This is a genomic window from Rhizobium sp. BE258, assembly GCF_031457345.1.
Classification (GTDB): Bacteria; Pseudomonadota; Alphaproteobacteria; order Rhizobiales; family Rhizobiaceae; genus Rhizobium.
Window position 1 is genome coordinate 191,799 of sequence record NZ_JAVDWL010000004.1, and the last position, 18,570, is coordinate 210,368.

The 18,570-nt window shown below is 57.4% G+C and carries 18 protein-coding genes and 2 pseudogenes; 9 read left to right on the top strand and 11 right to left on the bottom strand.

Translation table 11 applies throughout. From position 1 onward, the window contains the following. Positions 1-77 precede the first annotated feature (77 nt). Entirely contained in the window at positions 78-662 is a 585-nt protein-coding gene (locus tag J2X43_RS15345) for a response regulator transcription factor (RefSeq protein ID WP_162706045.1), read from the bottom strand. A 43-nt stretch (positions 663-705) separates the two neighbouring features. Continuing rightward, positions 706-1,950 carry a tryptophan synthase subunit beta gene (gene trpB / locus J2X43_RS15350; protein ID WP_112389419.1) on the bottom strand — a complete coding sequence of 415 codons (1,245 nt, stop codon included), beginning with the start codon at positions 1,948-1,950 and terminating at the stop codon, positions 706-708. Between the two features lie 153 nt (positions 1,951-2,103). On the opposite strand from trpB, the gene J2X43_RS15355 reads away from it, so the two are divergent. Together J2X43_RS15355 and J2X43_RS15360 are read left to right on the top strand one after the other, a co-directional pair. Next, positions 2,104-2,457, top strand: coding sequence for a response regulator (locus J2X43_RS15355; protein WP_112389418.1), 354 nt, complete (start codon positions 2,104-2,106; stop codon positions 2,455-2,457). A 102-nt stretch (positions 2,458-2,559) separates the two neighbouring features. Further along, the gene (locus J2X43_RS15360) at positions 2,560-3,594 is read left to right on the top strand and encodes a sensor histidine kinase (RefSeq protein ID WP_112445660.1); all 1,035 of its coding nucleotides are present in this window, start codon (positions 2,560-2,562) and stop codon (positions 3,592-3,594) included. A gap of 410 nt (positions 3,595-4,004) precedes the next feature. On the opposite strand, the pseudogene J2X43_RS15365 reads toward J2X43_RS15360, so the two are convergent. The 6 genes and pseudogenes from J2X43_RS15365 to J2X43_RS15390 form a co-directional block, all read right to left on the bottom strand. Beyond that, positions 4,005-4,142, bottom strand: a pseudogene (locus J2X43_RS15365) (AraC family transcriptional regulator); the annotation flags it as partial. Positions 4,143-4,183: 41 nt separating this feature from the next. After that, positions 4,184-4,585 carry a hypothetical protein gene (locus J2X43_RS15370; protein WP_310295174.1) on the bottom strand — a complete coding sequence of 134 codons (402 nt, stop codon included), beginning with the start codon at positions 4,583-4,585 and terminating at the stop codon, positions 4,184-4,186. Positions 4,586-4,703: 118 nt separating this feature from the next. After that, positions 4,704-4,976, bottom strand: a complete 273-nt coding sequence (locus tag J2X43_RS31060; RefSeq protein ID WP_405049598.1) for a DUF2256 domain-containing protein — start codon at positions 4,974-4,976, stop codon at positions 4,704-4,706. Between the two features lie 992 nt (positions 4,977-5,968). Next, positions 5,969-6,247, bottom strand: coding sequence for a hypothetical protein (locus tag J2X43_RS15380; protein WP_112389416.1), 279 nt, complete (start codon positions 6,245-6,247; stop codon positions 5,969-5,971). Positions 6,248-6,260: 13 nt separating this feature from the next. Beyond that, the gene (locus tag J2X43_RS15385) at positions 6,261-6,467 is read right to left on the bottom strand and encodes a BON domain-containing protein (protein WP_310295179.1); all 207 of its coding nucleotides are present in this window, start codon (positions 6,465-6,467) and stop codon (positions 6,261-6,263) included. A 681-nt stretch (positions 6,468-7,148) separates the two neighbouring features. Then, a pseudogene (locus J2X43_RS15390) lies at positions 7,149-7,271 on the bottom strand (carboxymuconolactone decarboxylase family protein); the annotation flags it as partial. A 329-nt stretch (positions 7,272-7,600) separates the two neighbouring features. On the opposite strand from J2X43_RS15390, the gene J2X43_RS15395 reads away from it, so the two are divergent. From J2X43_RS15395 to malQ, 3 genes are all read left to right on the top strand, one after another. Then, a complete protein-coding gene (locus J2X43_RS15395; RefSeq protein ID WP_112389413.1) occupies positions 7,601-8,377 on the top strand; it encodes an SDR family NAD(P)-dependent oxidoreductase in 777 nt (258 codons plus the stop codon). Positions 8,378-8,381: 4 nt separating this feature from the next. Next, positions 8,382-10,184: a malto-oligosyltrehalose trehalohydrolase gene (gene treZ / locus J2X43_RS15400; protein ID WP_310295181.1), complete on the top strand. Its 1,803-nt coding sequence runs from the start codon at positions 8,382-8,384 to the stop codon at positions 10,182-10,184. Positions 10,185-10,294: 110 nt separating this feature from the next. After that, positions 10,295-12,064, top strand: coding sequence for a 4-alpha-glucanotransferase (gene malQ, locus J2X43_RS15405; RefSeq protein WP_310295184.1), 1,770 nt, complete (start codon positions 10,295-10,297; stop codon positions 12,062-12,064). A gap of 404 nt (positions 12,065-12,468) precedes the next feature. Here malQ and J2X43_RS15410 read toward each other — a convergent pair whose 3' ends face one another. Beyond that, a complete protein-coding gene (locus tag J2X43_RS15410) occupies positions 12,469-12,681 on the bottom strand; it encodes a hypothetical protein (protein ID WP_112389410.1) in 213 nt (70 codons plus the stop codon). A 177-nt stretch (positions 12,682-12,858) separates the two neighbouring features. Between J2X43_RS15410 and J2X43_RS15415 the strand changes: the two genes are divergently transcribed. Further along, positions 12,859-13,089, top strand: a complete 231-nt coding sequence (locus tag J2X43_RS15415; RefSeq protein WP_310295187.1) for a DUF2934 domain-containing protein — start codon at positions 12,859-12,861, stop codon at positions 13,087-13,089. A gap of 708 nt (positions 13,090-13,797) precedes the next feature. After that, positions 13,798-13,998: a hypothetical protein gene (locus J2X43_RS15420; RefSeq protein WP_112389407.1), complete on the top strand. Its 201-nt coding sequence runs from the start codon at positions 13,798-13,800 to the stop codon at positions 13,996-13,998. Positions 13,999-14,393: 395 nt separating this feature from the next. Here J2X43_RS15420 and J2X43_RS15425 read toward each other — a convergent pair whose 3' ends face one another. After that, positions 14,394-14,537, bottom strand: coding sequence for a hypothetical protein (locus J2X43_RS15425; RefSeq protein WP_162706044.1), 144 nt, complete (start codon positions 14,535-14,537; stop codon positions 14,394-14,396). Between the two features lie 229 nt (positions 14,538-14,766). Here J2X43_RS15425 and J2X43_RS15430 point away from each other — a divergent pair, with 229 nt between their 5' ends. Together J2X43_RS15430 and J2X43_RS15440 are read left to right on the top strand one after the other, a co-directional pair. Further along, entirely contained in the window at positions 14,767-15,804 is a 1,038-nt protein-coding gene (locus tag J2X43_RS15430) for a hypothetical protein (protein WP_310295189.1), read from the top strand. 786 nt (positions 15,805-16,590) lie between these two features. Continuing rightward, a complete protein-coding gene (locus J2X43_RS15440; RefSeq protein ID WP_112389404.1) occupies positions 16,591-18,120 on the top strand; it encodes a PAS domain-containing sensor histidine kinase in 1,530 nt (509 codons plus the stop codon). Between the two features lie 231 nt (positions 18,121-18,351). Here J2X43_RS15440 and J2X43_RS15445 read toward each other — a convergent pair whose 3' ends face one another. Beyond that, a complete protein-coding gene (locus tag J2X43_RS15445; protein ID WP_310295191.1) occupies positions 18,352-18,480 on the bottom strand; it encodes a hypothetical protein in 129 nt (42 codons plus the stop codon). Between the last annotated feature and the right edge of the window lie 90 nt (positions 18,481-18,570).

Here is an 18,570-nt window from a genome sequence, read left to right on the forward strand (position 1 = left end):
GCTTGTCAGATCGCGAGGGAGCGACTGCTGGCAAGGTGGCCGCGAACCTCCCATCGACCGAAACCTCGTGTTGAAGCTCATACACTTATTTTTTCCGGCCGCCCGCGAGATAACATTCGTTGCAGCGTTCGACGGTGCATGTTGAGGAGACGGGCAGTCGCCGAGACGTTGTTTCCGGTTTCCGCAAACACGCTGGTCACGTGCTCCCAGCGAACGAGCTCGGCAGATTTGATGGCATCCCCTGAAGACAACTTTAATGCGTTTGCCACACCGAGAACCTCAAGGATTTCGTCCGCGTCGGCGGGTTTGCTCAAAAATTCAGTTGCGCCAAGTTTGACTGCGGTCACGGCCGACTGAACGTTTCCATAACCAGTCAAGACCAGAGTTTTGGTCTCAGGAGAACTATCGCGCACTTCCGCTACGATTTCGAGACCACTCCGATCGCCGATCCGGAGATCCGTTATAACGATATCGAAACGACGAAGTCCAAGCGCGTCGATCGCATCGCTGACCGTATTATAGATCTCCGTGTCGAATCCACGGTCCTGAAGCGCTTTGCCAAGTCGCCGCGCGAACACGCAGTCGTCATCAACAAGGAGAGCCAGGCACCTGGCATCTGAATCTGCTGCTGCGCCAGTCGCCGTCGAACCGAACCCTATCATAACGTGCTCCTTGCTGAGCTTGTGGGCTGCTGTCCCTGGACAATTATCGGTGACTGGTCGCCCCACTGGCCTTTGCCTGAGCGTCGTTATCGCCATCAATCAAACTGGAGACCGTTAAGATGTCCTTGTCGCCGCGGCCGCAGAGATTGAGGATGACGATTGCTTCCGCCGGCATCTCGGGGGCAATCTTGATCAACTCCGCCAATGCATGAGACGGCTCCAGAGCCGGGATGATCCCCTCTTCGGTAGCGAGATACTGGAAGGCATCGAGCGCTTCCCGGTCGGTGGCTGACCTGTACGAAACCCTGCCTTGCTCCTTCAACCACGCGTGCTCCGGCCCAACTCCGGGATAGTCGAGACCTGCCGAAATCGAGTGGCCTTCTTGAATCTGACCATCGAGATCCTGGAGAAGGTAGGTGCGATTGCCATGCAGGACGCCTGGCGTTCCCTTTGAAAGCGAAGCGCAGTGCTCATCCGTATCGACGCCTCGGCCCCCGGCCTCGACGCCGATCATCTCAACGTCACGATCACCGAGAAATGCATGAAACAGACCAATCGCATTCGAGCCGCCGCCGACTGCCGCAATCAGGAGGTTTGGAAGGCGCCCTTCATATTCGAGGATCTGCTTGCGTGCTTCGGTGCCAATAATCGATTGTAGTGTTCGGACCATTTCCGGATACGGATGTGGCCCGGCGACGGTGCCAATCAGATAATAGGTGTCGTCGATGTTGGACACCCAATCACGAAGCGCTTCGTTCATGGCGTCCTTGAGAGTTCCGTTCCCAGACGTGACAGGTCTTACCTCTGCGCCCAGAAGCTTCATTCTGAAAACGTTCGGCGCCTGTCGCTCGATATCCTTGGCGCCCATGTAGATGATGCACTGGAGGCCAAAGCGCGCTGCGACTGTCGCAGTTGCGACCCCATGCTGGCCGGCGCCTGTTTCGGCAATGATACGGCGCTTGCCCATCCTCTGGGCGATTAGTATCTGGCCGACGCAGTTATTGATTTTGTGTGATCCAGTGTGGTTTAGTTCATCCCGCTTGAGGTAAATACGTGCGCCTCCCAGTGCGGCTGTCAGACGCTCGGCAAAATAAAGCGGACTTGGGCGTCCGACATAGTGCCGCGACAGGTATGCAAAGCGTTCCCAGAATGATGGATCAGCTTTAGCCTCCCGCCATTGAGTTCCAAGATCGAGCAAAAGCGGCATCAGGGTTTCTGCGACAAAGCTCCCGCCGAATTGACCAAAAAATCCATCAATATCGGGCATCGCAGAATTCATGTCTTGCATCGCGTTTTCCTCGTTTATCCGTTGTACGCGAGCGTTTCGGTTTGGATGTTCTTTTTTAAAATAAGCAGATCGACCGTCCGGTAGGCGCCCGAAACATAATGTGGAACATTCTACCCGTCCGCGTGTTGACCAGCGCTTCTACGGGGGATTGGCATGCTCAAGGTACTGGTAGTAGAAGACGAAGTCCTTATCCGGCTGACGGTCATCGACGTGCTGGAAGAGGCCGGTTTTGAGGTAGTTGAGGCTGGCTCGGCTGATGAAGCGATGGAGCTCCTTGAAGATCACAGCATAAATCTGCTTTTCACCGATGTGCAAATGCCTGGAAAGCTTTCGGGTGTCGATCTAGCCAAAGCGGTTGCGGTACGTTTTCCTGACGCAGGCATCGTCGTCGTATCAGGGAGACTAACGCCTGAAGATATCGATCTGCCGCACGGAGCAGAGTTTTTCTCTAAGCCCTACGATTTCAAGAGGATCGTCGCCAGTTTGAACCGTCTTTCGGAAATCTAAGCTCCAGAGTGTCGCGCGTCCGGGAGACGGATCGTCGATAGATTTGACTTTTGGCTCTTATCGGTGATGGATAGCGCGGAATGCGGCCTCAAGGATCGAGCCATGAAGATCGAAATCGGGACTGACAAGATCTCGTCTAGGGAGCGGTTCCTCGAAGCGATCGTCCAAAGCGCTATTGACTACGCTATAATATCGCTGGATTTGGACGGCCTTGTCACAAGCTGGAACGAGGGCGCGCACCTTATCCTGGGCTGGACAGCCGAAGAAATGGTTGGCAGGCCCGCCACTGCCTTTTTTGTCCAAGAAGATAGGGAAAAAGGCGTGCCTCAGCGGGAGATGACCGCAGCTCTGAGCGTCGGAAGAGGGAGCGACGAACGCTGGCATCTCAGAAAAGATGGCACGACGTTTTGGGCTTCGGGTGAGATGATGGTCCTTCGTGCGGACGATGACACAGTGATTGGTTTTATTAAGATTCTTCGCGACAGGACGCATGAGCGCGACCAAGCTGACCGGCAGCGCCTTCTGATGCACGAACTCGGCCACCGGATGAAGAACACTCTTTCGGTTGTCCAATCGATCGCGACGCAATCCCTTCGCAATGCAACGTCAGTCGAAGATGCCTCCGTGAAGCTTCAGTCACGAATATCGGCTTACTCGAAAGCTCACGACCTGTTGCTACAGAAGAACTGGGTAAGCGCGACCCTCGGCAATATCGTCGAAGCAGCTAAAATAAGCATTGGCCTGCAAGGAAGTGAACGGATTAAAGTCGAAGGTCCTGAACTCGAACTGGGGCCTCAGGCGGCCCTTTCGTTTTCGCTGGTCCTGCATGAGCTTTTAACGAACGCCATGAAGTATGGCGCGCTGTCCAATAACGCTGGCCACATACATGTCTCCTGGCGGATCGAGGACATCGACGGCGAAGATTGTCTATCTATCGACTGGCGCGAGCGGGACGGTCCGACAGTTGCAGACCCCACGCGCGTAGGCTTCGGATCGCGGCTCATCGTCTCCAGCCTCAGCGCGTACGGCAACGCGGATGTCGCATACAACCCCGGAGGAGTCGTGCTAACAGCTAAAATGTCACTTTCGAAAATTCAGTTTCGTGGTGACCTGGCGCAGATCGATAGCGAAAAGTGACGACGAAATGGCCCGCTGACCCAGAGCAATCAGTGTCGCCACACGTCGGTTCAAAACGATAACCATCTCTACGGCTTCATTCACGCGAAGATAGTCAATGACGGATGGTTTTTTGACATGCAATCGATAGGGTGGATCACAAACGCCCATAGACAAAGACAAAAGCTGACGATGGGTTGCTCGAAGAGAATGCCCCGTTGCAATGGTGCCGAAAATGCATTGAGAGGCCAGCATGTAAACTGCCCCTTTATCCGAGCGTACACTCGGCATAGGCAGATAGGCTCTTGGGCGGGCTCGGGAGATAGGTTTATGACTCCCGGTCAACTTCGCAGCGAAGACACGAAGCCGTCCCTGCACTTCGATGGCGTTGTCTCGAACCTGCTTTCGAAGGCTGCGTAGAAGCGGGAGAGGGAGCCAAATGCGTTTTCAAAAGCCACAGAAGCGATCGGTAGTTCGGATGAGATCAAGAGAGACTGCACGGTGTCGAGCCGATGTCCGGTGAGGGCCTGATGCATTGTCATGCCAACAGCCTTCTTGAAAACCGTCATCGCGGAATTCGAATGTAGTCCTGCAGCGGCACCCACAGCTTCTATGTTGATAGGGCCGAGTGCGTGCTCAGCGATGTTCTGAGCATGACTTCGACCTTCGGCAGCCTGTCGGCATCTAGCTCGCGAGACGAAACAAGAGCGGAACCCTGTTCGCGCAGATCTCGCCAGCCATCTCGTCCGATACGCCGGATGCGTGCTACAAGCTCTTCCCTCACGATCTGCTCGACTTCCTGATCGCCTGAGAGCAATTCCTCGCGCCCGCGCAGGGACAGCTCTCTGTCGAAGCTTCTGACGTTGATGGCTTCGATCAGCGCCCCCCGGAAGACGTCGTCTCTGGACGGGGCCGATGCCGTGCAGATTTTTGCGGTGGTAAAGGAATAACGCTCAGAGCATTTGTCAGAATCAGGGGATGGTGAGCCTATCTGCTGGGCAGTGGTTTGCATTTATCAAACGCGCTCCGCGGCGCGCCATCGTTGTCGATGCGGAAAATCCGAGCGCCCCCGCAAGTGCGAGCGACAGCTTCTTCTCCCGTCTAAGCCAGTCTGTAGCGGTAAAGGGCTTTCACTGTTCAGTTCTATTTTGCTTGCCGCCAAAATTGCTGGCCACTAGAGACGGCGGCCCCGCATTTGAAACGCTCGTTGTTTTCGAACGCCGGCAGCGATCCGAGCAGAACTTTACGTCGCTCCAGTTTTTTCCCCACTTTCGTCGCCAGGTGAAAGGACGTCCGCAGGCTGTGCAAATTTTTGTCGGCAAGTCGGATTTCTTGACCATCTTCGGCACGTCGAGACACTCCTTGGTGCATTTTTCGGAGGAATCAAACCCGCTGTCGATCATTGAGCTTTTCAAAAACGCTATACCGGTGCTGGGGAGACGGGGCGATTACTTCTGACCAAGCCGAACAGTAACCTCTCAGCCAGGCCGCGTGAAGATTTAGACGATCGGCGTAAGGATTTGAAGACGCGAGGCCGCCGGTCCTTGCACTGTGACGGCCCTATTACTTGGCCTGTTTAACTTCTTTCAGCACATTCTGACACCTCCTTTGCCAAACGGGATGTTCAGATAATTGCAACGCTCAGATTTTCAACGCCGTCTGCCCTCATCAATGGCGGCGTCCATTACCGATTATGACGCTCCATTAAACGCTCCTCTGATCGTGCGGTTCTTCAAACGAAAGGAGCCGGAGAGTGACTTACTCCCGGCTCCTTGAGGCGAACCTGAGATTCAGTTAGCGGCAGACCTTCGTCGTCCGCGAAACTCGCTCACCATCCCGATAGGTTACAACTCGTTTCGTGAAGCAACCCGGGTGGCGACGATAATCTTCACGTACCAGCCGTGCTCTCCGATCATTATCCCAGCCACGGTGGTGGCCCCTTTCCCAGCCGCGATGCGGGCGAGGACCGTCATCAGTACGAATGACGACGGTGTCCGCATAAGAAGCTGCTGGGACGGCAATGATGGACGAAAAAGCGACAGCGACAGCAAGAATAATTTTCTTCATGGGGCCTTACCTCAAGTGATTAGACCGCGATTAAATGGTTGCCAGGGCTTTCCGTTCCACGAAAAATCTAAACTCGGACTTAAGTCTGAGGAGGCGTCAGACCATTCGCCACCCTTGCTGCACAAACCCTGACAGCTCCACATCAGGGTCGGGATTCTCAGATCCCGCAAATCAGTTTAGCGTCCCCGTCAAAAAAACGGCGAGGGCCTGTCTGCGCCTTCCATTCCAGAGGGCGAAGCTTTTTCGTTTCAGGTGATAAAAGACGGCCCGCTGAAACGCAGGGCAAATCTCAGATGTTTCGGCGACAAGTCAACTTGGTGACAAGCCGTTAGTCCTGTTTCAGGCCGGAAGGCGGAATGGGAAACGGGTCGCCCGCGAGCTTGTCCAGCATCTCGTTGTCGGTAGCCAAATTCTGACGATCCCGAAGAAACGCAGCGATATCGCCACCGCAGGCTTCAGTCAGCTCCTCGGCCGTATAGCCGGCCTCTTCAGCTTCGGCACGCAGGAGCTCGGCGTGCTGTTCGAATGCTGACGCATCTTCCTCGAAGCCGATTTCCGACCCCATATTGTCGAGCTTGTGTTCAAGCCAATCGCTGATCGTTTTCATAACCTGCCTCCAATTATTGGGCGCTGTACCGATAGAGCATCCGGTCCTGAACCCTGCCAGCTCCGGCTACAGCCGTGGCAATGCGAACGGCGATGTCCCGATGCTCCCGCGCGGAAAGGTATCCCTCAAGAATTACGATCGGGCCGAGTATTCTGACCACGATACCGCTGCGGTCGAGCGTCGGGTCGGCGGCCCATGCCGCATCGATCGCGGCACGCATGGACGACGAGTTAGTCCCGGCTGCGCAGCACTCGTCGTATGCCGACCCGTACGAAGATCTAAAAACCATGATCAAATCCTCCCGCCCACAAACGTGGAACTTCGTCGAAGGTTGCGTGTACAGGAACGTACAGTTTTGCCCACCGTCCTGATGCCTGAGTATTGCGAGTGGTGTTGGACCCAGAAGCATGGGTAACTGTCGTCATGAAAAACGATGATGAGGTTTAGCCGTATCACCCCGACACTCGTCATTGAACGGGAAGAGATGCCGCGGGCAAGGAACTTCAATTTAATAGTCCATCACGTGCCCAACGACAGGAAAGCTGGCGAGGCTATCGAGATGATCAGCGTTACGGGGTCTGGCAGCTACAAAGGTGAGGGTTGGTCGATCTGGTTTGCCATTCGCGGGCAAACTATCCACTAAATGCTGAGCTTACCGTTCCTCGCTATCGATCGGCAAGATCGCGAGATAGCACCCGGTTGAGACAAGCATCAGAATTGCGAAGATTGCGGATAGCGTGATCATTGGCATTCCTCCTGCCCACACGTTGCAGTGATTTGCCGTCAGGAGCAACCTAAAAGAAAGCGCCGCGCACTGGCTAGCTCCGAACGAAAGGCGATGGGCTTTCGGTGTGCGTCATAAGGTGATGAAGCGAACCCCTATGGTGCTGAATTACGCTGCTTAGGCCTTTGCCGCTACCGGAAGTCGGAACGGTGCACCGAGGCGATTAAAGGCGTTCATGGCGGCGATCGTAATCGTCAGATCGACGAGGTCCTTCGGTTCGAAAGCGGCGGCGGCGGCAGCCCGACTCGTAGCAGAAATGAACACGGTCAAACTTTGCGGCTATCCGCTGGATGATGCGGCGCATGCTGGCATCTGATGCATCAACCCCGCCGAAGTAGCGTACCGTGGTTGGCACGGCCGGCCGCGCACCCGGCTGTTTGGTGAAGAACTCGACGAAGTCGGTGATGAGGAACTGGCTTGTTCGACGCTAAGGCGTAGGCAGCGCGTTCTGAACAGCGCTTCTCAGAGACTTCCGAACCACATTCTCGTCTTCAACCGTACGGGGAAAGGTGCCATGGAACCGCGACGAAGTTTCGTTGTTTATCCAATTCGGAAATGAGGAGATCGCAATGAGCGTAGCCGTCGCCCTGGTCACGGGAGCTGGATCTGGAATTGGTAAAGCTGCGGCACTGAAATTGGCCAGCGACGGTTTCGCGATCGGCGCGCTCGGGCGTACCGCGGACGAAATTGCTTCCACCGTAGCGGAGATAGACGCCGCTGGCGGCAAAGGTGTTTCGCTCTTGGCCGACATCGCCGACGAACGACAGATGGCAGACGCTGTCGGACAGCTTGTCAAGCGGTTCGGCCGACTTGACGTCGTCGTGGCCAACGCTGGTATCAACGGCGTCTGGGCGCCGATCGACGATCTGACGGTCGCCGAGTGGAACGCCACGATCTCCGTAAACCTAACCGGAACTTTTCTTACGATCCGCGCCAGCGTTCCCGAGCTGAAGCGATCGGGAGGCGGCTCCATCGTGGTTGTATCATCGATCAACGGCACCCGCACGTTTACGACTCCGGGCGCTACCGCCTATACGGCGACGAAAGCCGGGCAAGTTGCGATGGTCCAGCAGCTCGCCCTGGAGCTTGCTCGCCACCATATTCGTATCAACGCTGTCTGTCCCGGCGAAATCGAAACCAGCATCGACGCGAATACCCGTCTTCGAAAGGAAGACGAGACCGCTATCCCAGTCGTCTGGCCCGCAGGCCAGGTTCCGATCACGGGGGGTCGTCCCGGCCGCAGCGAAGACGTCGCTGACGTTATTGCATTTCTTGCGTCCGACCAGTCTCGCCACGTAACCGGGTCTCCAATCTGGGTGGACGGCGGCCAGGGGCTGCTCCGTTAGTCTCATGAGAAAGCAAGGTTTCACAGTGCGCGAATACAGCTACGGTCCTATTATCTTCGAAGACGGCGTCGAGTTTCGCCTGTGGGCGCCGCTGAAGCACAGCGTCTTTCTCAAGTTGAAAGACGTTGACCCTATTCCAATGAAGCGCGACGAGGAAGGCTGGCATCGATGCCGGACGCGCGCAGCCGGTCCCGGCAGTCTTTACAGTTTCGTGCTTCCGGAGGGCTCTGAAGTGCCCGATCCAGGTTCACGCCACCAGCCTGAAGACGTGCGTGGCCCAAGCGAAGTCATCGATCTTACGCAGTTCCAATGGAAAGCCGACGACTGGATCGGGCGCCCTTGGGAAGAGTCAGTCATCTACGAGCTGCATGTCGGCTCGTTCACGCCACAAGGGACTTTTCGCGCGGCAATGGACAAGCTTGACCATCTGGCCCGGCTCGGCATCACGGCTATCCAGATCATGCCGATCAGTGATTTTCCCGGTGCCTACAATTGGGGCTACGATGGCGTACTTCCTTATGCGCCTGACAGCAGCTACGGACGTCCCGAGGACTTCATGGCGCTGGTCGACGCCGCCCATGAGCGCGGGTTATCGATATTTCTGGACGTCGTGTACAATCACTTCGGGCCGGATGGTAACTATCTGCCGAACTATGCGCCGCTGTTTACCGACCGCCACAAGACGCCTTGGGGCGACGGGATCAACTACGATGGCAGCCAGTCTCGGGCCATTCGCGAATTTGTCATCCAGAATGCAGTCTACTGGATCAAGGAGTTCAGGCTTGACGGACTCCGCCTTGACGCCGTGCATGCAATCAACGACGACAGCGACGAGCATGTTCTCCTCGAACTGGCCAGGCGTGTCCGCGACGCCGCGGAAAATCGGCATGTCCATCTCATCGTCGAGAATGAAGACAATGACAGCGACCTACTGAAGCGAGATGAGGAGGGCAGAGCTGTCCGCTTTACAGCGCAATGGAACGACGACGTGCATCATGTCCTGCACGTCGCCGCAACCGACGAGACCTTCGGATATTATCAGGACTACGCGGACGACGCCGAAAAGATGGGCCGGGCGCTTGCCGAAGGCTTCGTGTTCCAAGGCGACCACATGCGCTATCGTGGGGAAACTCGCGGTAAGCCCACGGGCGACCTGCCACCCACCGCGTTCATATCGTTCATTCAAAACCACGACCAGATCGGTAACCGCGCGCATGGCGATCGGATGATTACATACCGACCGCTTGCCCCCCTGAAAGCGGTGACGTCGATCTATCTGCTGTCTCCTCAAATCCCTATGCTTTTCATGGGCGAAGAATGGGGAGCACGCGAAAATTTCCCCTATTTTTGCGATTTCAACGACGACCTGAACGAAAAGGTGAGGACGGGACGGCGCAAGGAACTTTCACGACTTCCGGGTTTCGACGCGGACGACCTTCTTGATCCCACCGCTCGCACCACGTTTGAGGCGGCTAAGCTCGATTGGTCCAAACTGTCTGACACCGATGCGTCTGAAATGCTCCATTTTTACCGATCTCTTCTCGCTCTGCGCCATGAGCGCATCGTGCCGATGATCGAGCACGTTGGAAGCGGAGCGGGAAAATTTTGTCAGGAGGATGGGGTGACGGCAGTCAAGTGGCGATCCCGCGATGGTGCGGAGCTCCACCTGCTTGCGAACCTATCCAACAAGCCGGCGAGGGTCTTAGCACCGCCTATTGGGGAAACGATCTACTCACTGGGAGATATCAGCGGCAACATTCTGGGAACGTGGGCCGTCGCCTTCAGCGTTTCGTCTGCCCGGAGATAAATGCTGTGACTCGATCGTCCTCAAATAGCAGTCCAGTCCGCTCGCGTCTCGACCTACTAGCGGAAAGGCACGGTATCGCGTTGACGAGACCGAGCCCGGATAACGTGGACGTGCCGGTCACGGACGCCACGAAGCACCAGCTCCTTGAGGCACTCGGCGTGATGGTCGACGCTCTGGACAAACCTGCTGAACGGAAGTCGGCAAGACGGCACGGCAAGAAGGTCATTCCTCAGTCCTTTATACCGGAGTTTCTTGAAAAGCACCGCGTGTGGGGGATCACCCTGCAGCTCTACGAACTCCGATCGAGGCGCAACTGGGGTATCGGTGACTTCGAGGACCTGATCGAAATGATTGGCCTCGCGGGGTCGCTTCGCGCCGATTTCATCGGTCTCAACCCGCTGCATGCACCGTTTCTGTCCGATCCAAACCGGTGCAGTCCGTACGAGCCTTCAAGCCGTCAGATGATCAATCCCCTATACATCGCGGTCGACAAGGTCGAAGGGTTCGAGGCGAACTCAGATCTTGAAGATCGGCTCCAAGAGCTGCGGTCGACCGATCTCGTCGATTATGTCGGAGTGGCCGAAACCAAGCTGTCCGCCCTGCGCGCGCTTTGGGAGAAATGGCGGATTTCCTCCGATCGGCAGTCAAAGGCTTCCCGCGACTTCCAGGGCTTTGTCAAGGAGGGCGGTGAAAACCTACGACGGCACGCAATTTTCGAAACCCTGTCGGCCCTAATGGTGGCGCAAGGCCTTGGCGCGGGCTGGACGTCCTGGCCTGAAGAGTTGCACCTTCCTGATGGCGTCGAGGTCGCGGCGCTCGTCGAGGAACATGCCGACACGATCGGTTTCCACATGTGGCTGCAATGGATCGCCGATCAGCAGCTATCGCATGCCGCCGAGGCCGCGCGTGAGGCCGGTCTGCGGGTCGGGCTCTATTTCGACCTTGCCGTCGGAGAAGCGGTCGATGGCTCGGCCACTTGGAGCGAACGTGACGCCTACATTTCCGCAGCAACGGTCGGGAGCCCGCCCGACCCGTTCGCGCCCAAGGGTCAGGACTGGCATCTTGCGGCGTTTCATCCAGCTAAAATTGCATCTGGGAGAAATCCGCCATACTTGCGAATGGTCGCATCTGCTATGCGTTATGCTGGCGCCATCAGAATCGATCATGCCGCGGCTTTGAAGCGGCTTTTCCTAGTTCCCGCCGACAAAGGTCCGGAGAAGGGCGCCTATGTCGACTATCCGCAGGAAAGGCTTCTCCAGATCCTAGCCGACGCGTCGACAAAATATCGTTGCTTGGTTATCGGAGAAGATCTGGGGATGCTTCCGGAAGGACTTCAGTATGATCTTTCCCGAGCGCATATCCTGTCCTACCGCATTCTGTCTTACGAGCGCGAGAAAGATGGATTTAGGTCCCCTGGCTCATACCCGAGACTATCGCTTGCTTGCATCTCGACGCACGATCACCAGACCTTGGCTGGCTGGTGGCGAGATGCGGATATCAGGACAAGGGCTGAGCACGGCATCGTTCCACCCCACATGACGGAAGAACACCGCAAGGAACGGCGGCGTGAGCGAAAAGAGATGATGGTCGCTTTGAAAAACGCGCATACGGATCCCCCACTAAGGACACCCGCCGCGACAGTCAGCGAGGAAAAGCTGAGCAAGCTCATCGTGAGCGCGCATCGCTTCATTGCAAAAACGAGTTCTGTGCTGGCCGCCGTGAGGCTGGCAGATATGACGGGCGAAAAGCGTCCGACGAACATTCCTGGCACTAGGGACAGCTATCCGAACTGGAAGCCGAAGCTTTCGGTATCGATAGAGCGGCTAGAAGGACTGGTGCTCGTTCGGCATATCGCCGTTGCTATGCAGGAGGAACGCTGATGACGATCGCAGTCTGGAGTGAATGAACGCGCGGCCAAGACGATCGCACAATATCAATCGCAAGAGCGCGAGGCTCGCGGCTCGCGTAAGTTGTGATCCGCGAGCCGCTGTTGGCCGGGCTTGGTCGAAGGGCCACGTCGCGCAGACCAAGTTGTGGCTCGCCCGCAGGCTCTTGCACTAGCCCGCCTCCTCTCGGCAACTGCGACATGCGCTAATCGGCAAGAGGTTGCTTTCCTGCCATAACGACCGGCCCCAATCGAAGTTTCAGGTCGTGTACCATTCATGGTTGTCGGCTCGACCGCCCACTTTGCCTCGGCGACGCGAGCGAAAAGCACCTTTCGCTTAAGGATCAGGCGCCTCCGCATGAAACGCACTCGACGCCCCCCCACCGGTATCGCCGTATGTCAGACAGCGATGTCCTGAGTGATCGTCTGGAGGGACGGCGTCCGCCGCTTCGCCGCCATCAACAAATCCAACTCGACGGAGGATGGTCCAAACCGAGCGAAGAGATCCTCAGCAGTCTTGGCGTCGAGGCTGTATTTCGACCTGAATTCTTGCACGGTGTAGGGCCTGCCGCGGAGCGGACGCTGGCGCTCGGTCTGCTTAAACTTCGTCACTTGGGCCTCCTGAAGGTTTGCAGCAGAATGCCTAGCGGGTTTGATAGTTCCCTTCGAGGCATGGGATAACGTGCACGACCGCGGCAGCCGTCGGTCGGAGTTGGCCGACGTGTCATCGAACGAGCGGAATCGGAGGGCTTCAATGCAAGTTTAAGGTCAGTCACAGTAGGAGCGATAATGGATAAGGACCAGGAAAGACGCGAGCGCGCCTACAGGATTTGGGAAGATGAAGGCAGGCCTCACGGCAAGCACGATGATCACTGGCAGCGTGCGGAAGACCAACATGTCCAGGCCAAGCCGATGAGGACCGAGGCAAATAAGCACGCTTCCGAGGAGTTCAACGACAAACGCCGCGAAAAATCATCCGGCGCGCATGCTCGGCCACCGTCGATGGCCGCGTCGGATTAACGACAGCGTTGACACTAAGGAAGGGCCGGCATCTACCAGCCCTTCCGCGAGATATGTGCTGATCGCTAAGGTAGCCGGAACGAGAGAAGCGAATTGACGTTTTGCTATCCATATGAACCCATCGTCCCGCCGCCATCACCACCGCCCATTGATACGCCGCCTCAAGATCCCGAGCGCGTCCCGCAAGAAGAGCCGCGGCGCCATCTCGAACCGGACGAACCCATCAATCCCATAATCGAGGCGTCGGCATCGCGCTGCTCGACATGCCCTTTTTGTTACATTCAAAAATTGCATCTGTCGCCGTTACGTCGCAGGGTCTGAATTTTCCGATTGGAGGTACCTTCTTGCTGGGACCCGATGATGACGCCAACATTTGATGGACACGATCGTCTTCACCTTGGGCGTTATCTTGGAAAGTGATGGTGCCGCGAAACAGCGGATCGCCAATGCCTATTCCAAGGCGAGGATCGTGGCCGCAACCCTTCCCTGGGAAGGGGGATCAGCGCGCCCTTGCGTCGTGGCTTGCACAGAGCAGATTCAGGTCCATATGGAGGCGGAGAAGTCGAGGCGGCGGGATGGATGCTCTGCGCTGTTCAGGAACGACTCAGCGAGAAGGATCTACCAGACTGGGAGTCGCTCAAGATCATTGGGGACAAAGATGCAGCACTTCTACCCTCACAGCAGCGCGACATTCACTAGGCATAGGTCATGATCAAAGAACAACTGGCCCAGGCAAAATTTTCACTCGCTCAGGAGGAAGTAGCCCTCTGTGAGCGCGTATTTGATCGTCTCTGCGCTTCCAAACAAATCGTGCTCGAAATGCGACAGAAGGAATTGGCAAACAAGATCATTTGGGCGTTTCGCCACGGGGTTAAGGCTGAGGAAGACTTGACCAAACTGTTGACGTGACTGTCTTGACACGCCCTCGGTTTGCTCGACAGTCGTTTCCGACAAGCCTTGCCACATTAGGTTCGGATCGCTCGCCACTCCCGGCGTACCAGGGAACTCCGTGTGCATAGTTGCTTGATCCACCCCCTAGTCTGGAAATGGTTCGGTCACGCCTGCTTCACAAGACGCTTGGTACTCTTTGTGATGAGTTCTCCGGAAAGGGGCCTCGCGAAGGGCCGGCCTGGCGCGTCCGATTGTGGCAGGATTTTTGAGAAAACCAAACCTGCGTTGATAAATCGGGCGCCTTTACTTTAGCATTTTGGTTGTGATGGAACTGAGATACCCATCGCAGTAATGCTGGTGCGCATGGAAAAACTCGGGACCCAAGGGCAAATGGTAGTTCCGAGGTTTCTTCTTTAGATTTTTGCGGCCATGATAAGCGCGGCCGCCGCTTTCTCGATGGCCTGACCCTCATCGCCATCGTGGCAATCCGCCGCCGTGCGCCGTTTGACCGCCGCCTGCTCCTGCTCCTGGATGGGGCCGATGCCACCATTCCGCATGCGTCTCGTCTTCAGCCTTTGCCTTCCCCGCGGGTATTGCCGCGACGGAAGAGTGTGGAGGCCAGCATCCAGATCCCGATGATGCCCAGCAGCCGACTGCGGACCTCGTTTACGTCCTGTCCGGTAACGTACCAAAGGCCACCTTCCCCGAAATCACTCGATGATTTAAAACTATTCTTAAGTTTGGCCGTGATTAAGTCGCCCTCCAATATCTGGGGGCATCGCATCCATGTCTGCATTCGTTCGTATCCTGCTTTTCTTCCTTTTCCTGGCACCCTTTGTCGCACACGCGTCCGGTGATGACTGGCAGGTTGCCAAGACCACCAGCCAGGTTAGGTACACTATGGACCGGAAACAGTGGACCAACCTACGTGTGGGCGATGTGGTGCCAAACAAAGCCTGGATCTCCACAGGCCCTCGTGGCCGCGTTCAGCTCGTGCGTGGTGTTGAAAGCATTGGGTTCCAGCCGAACACATTGGCTGCGATTACGACAAAGCCGGGCGGCTTCCTTTCGCCGCGAAAGACGGAGGTCTTCCAGCAGGTCGGGGAACTCGATCTTGAGATCGAAAAGCGGAGCCAGCCGCATACAACAGTTCAGACTCCCTATCTGGCCGCCGTTGTGAAGGGTACGATCTTCCACGTGACGGTCGGCAAGACTAAGGCATCGGTTGCCGTAGATCGCGGTCTTGTGCAGGTCACGTCTTTCGGAAGCGGTCAACAGGCCAACGTTGGGCCCCGACAGAGCGCGACTGTGGACCGGAAGAGCGGCATGGACGTCGCAGGAGCGGTGTCAGAGCCTTCCATAACGTCCGTCGCGCCATCAGTTGCAGTCGTTCCGGCCATGGGCGCCAAGAAGCTGTCCGGCGAACCCGACGCCGCGCCTGAAGACAGGGGCAAGTCAAAAAAAGGAGCTGACGACACCAGTGCCAACATTGCCGATAACGGCGAGGGGAAGGGCAGTTCCGGCAAGGGCGGCAACCCCGACGGCAATGGAGAGGGCGGCAAAGCTAGCGACAGCGGGAAGGGCGATGGTGGCAAGGGTAGCGGCGGCGGAAATGGGAATGGTGGCAGCAAGGGCAACGGCGGTGGAAACGGCAACGGCGGTGGCAACGGCGGCAAGGGTAGTAGCGATGGCGGGAAGGGTAATGGCGGCGGCAACGGGAATGGCGGTGGACATGGTAACGGTGGTGGCAGCGGAAATGGCGGTGGAAAGAGCAACAGCGGCAACGGGGGCAGCAAGGGTAACAGTGGAAAAGGCGGCAAGTAATCTGCGGATAATGTCTATCTATTTCCACTCGCGTTGGGCACCTGATGACTATAGCGCCCGAATGGGCTGTCTTTTCCAGCATTGATGCCGTTTGCCGCCCACCGTACCGCGTGACCCGATCGCAGACGCGGGCACCCTCTCGAAAGCTTGCAAGTGGCATGGGATGCTGAACGACGTGGCCCGTAGAGGTTGACGGGGGGCTTGGCAGTCGGAAGACTTAATGCCGCGGCCTGCACAAAGATGCGTGAGCGGATGCGAATCTTTCGGGATCCGCCGGTCGCTCCCCGATTTTTCCAAGCGATCCGTCACCTGGGGCTCAAGGCGACCGGCACCATACGCCTCCCCCTGTACATATCGATATCGCCCTCAGCTCGAGGGAGCGAGGCGCCACGGACGTGCCGGCTTCGTCTTTGCCGAACAAGGATCCGGGTCTGGTGCCGAGGACGAGGGCAATCTGAGCTGGCCGGCTTGAACCGATCGGTTCGTGCCCTTCTCATACTTTTGGACCTGCTGGAATGTCACGCCAATCCCTTCGGCCGAGGTCATTTGCGACATGCCCAGAAAGCTTGCGGCGGCTTCTTACCCGTGCCTACAGCGACGTCGATTTCCGATATCTTTGTACGCAACATTCCAGTCGACGCTCTCTATTGCGATTTTTGACAACTGCATGATATCAGACCACAAGTCTACGAATTGACAGCGGTATCAGACGTTAGTCCGGGGTGGGTTTAATCTCTTCCGATATATATTTTCAAGGCTGTCGGTGGCGCCAGACGGGGAGGCATCATGAACGATTCCGAAATCAGGAACGAGCAGCGCTACCGCCTGCTCATCGAGGCCATTACCGACTACGCCATCTACATGCTCGACCCGGGCGGCTTCGTCACGAGCTGGAACCCAGGCGCCGAGCGTCTCAAAGGTTACAAGGAGGAGGAGATCGTCGGTCGACACTTCTCCACGTTCTACACCGACGAAGATCGAGAAAGCGGCCTGCCGGCACTTGCCCTTCGGCTTGCGCAGGAAGAAGGGCGCTTCGAGCGCGAGGGATGGCGTTTGAGAAAGGACGGTTCGCGCTTCTGGGCGAACGTCATCATCGATCCGATCAGGGACTCCCAGGGCGAACTGATCGGCTTCGCGAAGATCACGCGCGACATCAGTGAGAAGCGGGCGGCGCAGGAAGCGATCTTCCAAGCGCAAAAAATGGAGGCGGTCGGGCAGTTGACCGGCGGACTCGCACACGACTTCAACAACCTCCTCATGGCGATCCTCGGAAGCCTGGAGATCGCAAGGAAAAGAGCAGTCCGGCAGGACGTCATAGATCTCATTGACAACGCGATTCAGGGGGCTCAACGCGGCGCCACGTTGACGCAGCGGCTGCTTGCGTTCTCTCGTCGCCAGGAGCTTCAGCTCGCCCCCGTCGACGTCGGCGACCTCGTCGGTGGGATGACCGAGCTCATGCGGCGCACCATCGGCCCCGAGATCGTGATCACCAGCAAGTTCGCACCGGATCTGCCGAAGGTTCGCAGCGATTCCAATCAGTTCGAGAGCGCTCTTCTCAACCTCGTTGTCAACGCCCGCGACGCCATGCCGGGCGGTGGAGAGATCACCATCGCCGCCGAGCGCAGATCCGACCGGCCTAGCCGCTCGACCTTGCCGCCCGGAAACTACGTCTGCCTCTCTGTCCGCGATCAGGGGGAGGGCATGGATGACGAGACGCTGGCCAACGCGACGACGCCCTTCTACACGACAAAGGGCGTTGGCAAGGGAACGGGCCTCGGTCTTCCCATGGTGCACGGCCTGATGGCCCAGTCCGGCGGCGAGCTAATCCTGAAGTCCGAGGTGGGACAGGGAACGACCGCGGAGCTGTGGCTTCCCGTCGCCGATAGCACCGAAGTGGAAACAAAGGCTCCGGCAACACCAGATGTGCCGTTCGAGCCCGCTCCGAAAGCGCTAACCGTTCTTGTAGTCGACGACGACGCCCTCGTTCTCATGAACACGGTTCTGCTGCTCGAGGATCTGGGCATGGACACCATTCAGGCATCTTCGGGCAAGGAGGCTTTGGCAGCGCTGCAAACGGGCGTTCCGCCGGATGTCGTCATAACCGATCACGCCATGCCGAACATGACAGGGGCGCGCCTGTGTCAGGAAATCCATGCGCGGTACCCGACGCTTCCGATCATTCTTGCTACAGGATATGCGGAGCTACCGGACGGCGTCGGCGATCTGGCCGGCGTCGTGCGGCTATCGAAGCCGTTCAGCCAGGCTCAGTTGTCGAAGGCGCTGGCAGAAGCCTGTCAGGGCAGGCGCTGCTTCTGAAGCATTTTTGAAGTCGACCACCTCAGGCAAGATCAAGATCCGTCCAGTGTTCGGCTCAATCGCTCGATGCTCGAATCGGGCAAGCGGACTGGTCGTCCCTTGTGAAGGTCCACCTGTCCGTACCAGGCGTGATCGCCGAGTGTTTCAGGATGTCTGCCGGGCCCTTGGGTTCGCCGTTCTCCGGCACGTACGCAGGCGCTTGCGTAGAGGCGCGCGCGGAGCGATCCAATCTTACTGGAAACGATGCGGGAAGGTAGCTCGGATGCCGCAATCGAAGCCTTCGCCCACGACGCGCAGCCCACCATCCATGCCTTGTTCTTGTCGAACGCGGCGCAGTGTGAGGTCGAGCACGTCGTACATGTCGGTGTCGGGGCAGGCTTCTACCCGGCGATCAGGCGAGTTTCGTCAATGTCTTTGGGAAAGCGACGGCGGTCGAGGTCGCGCTTGATC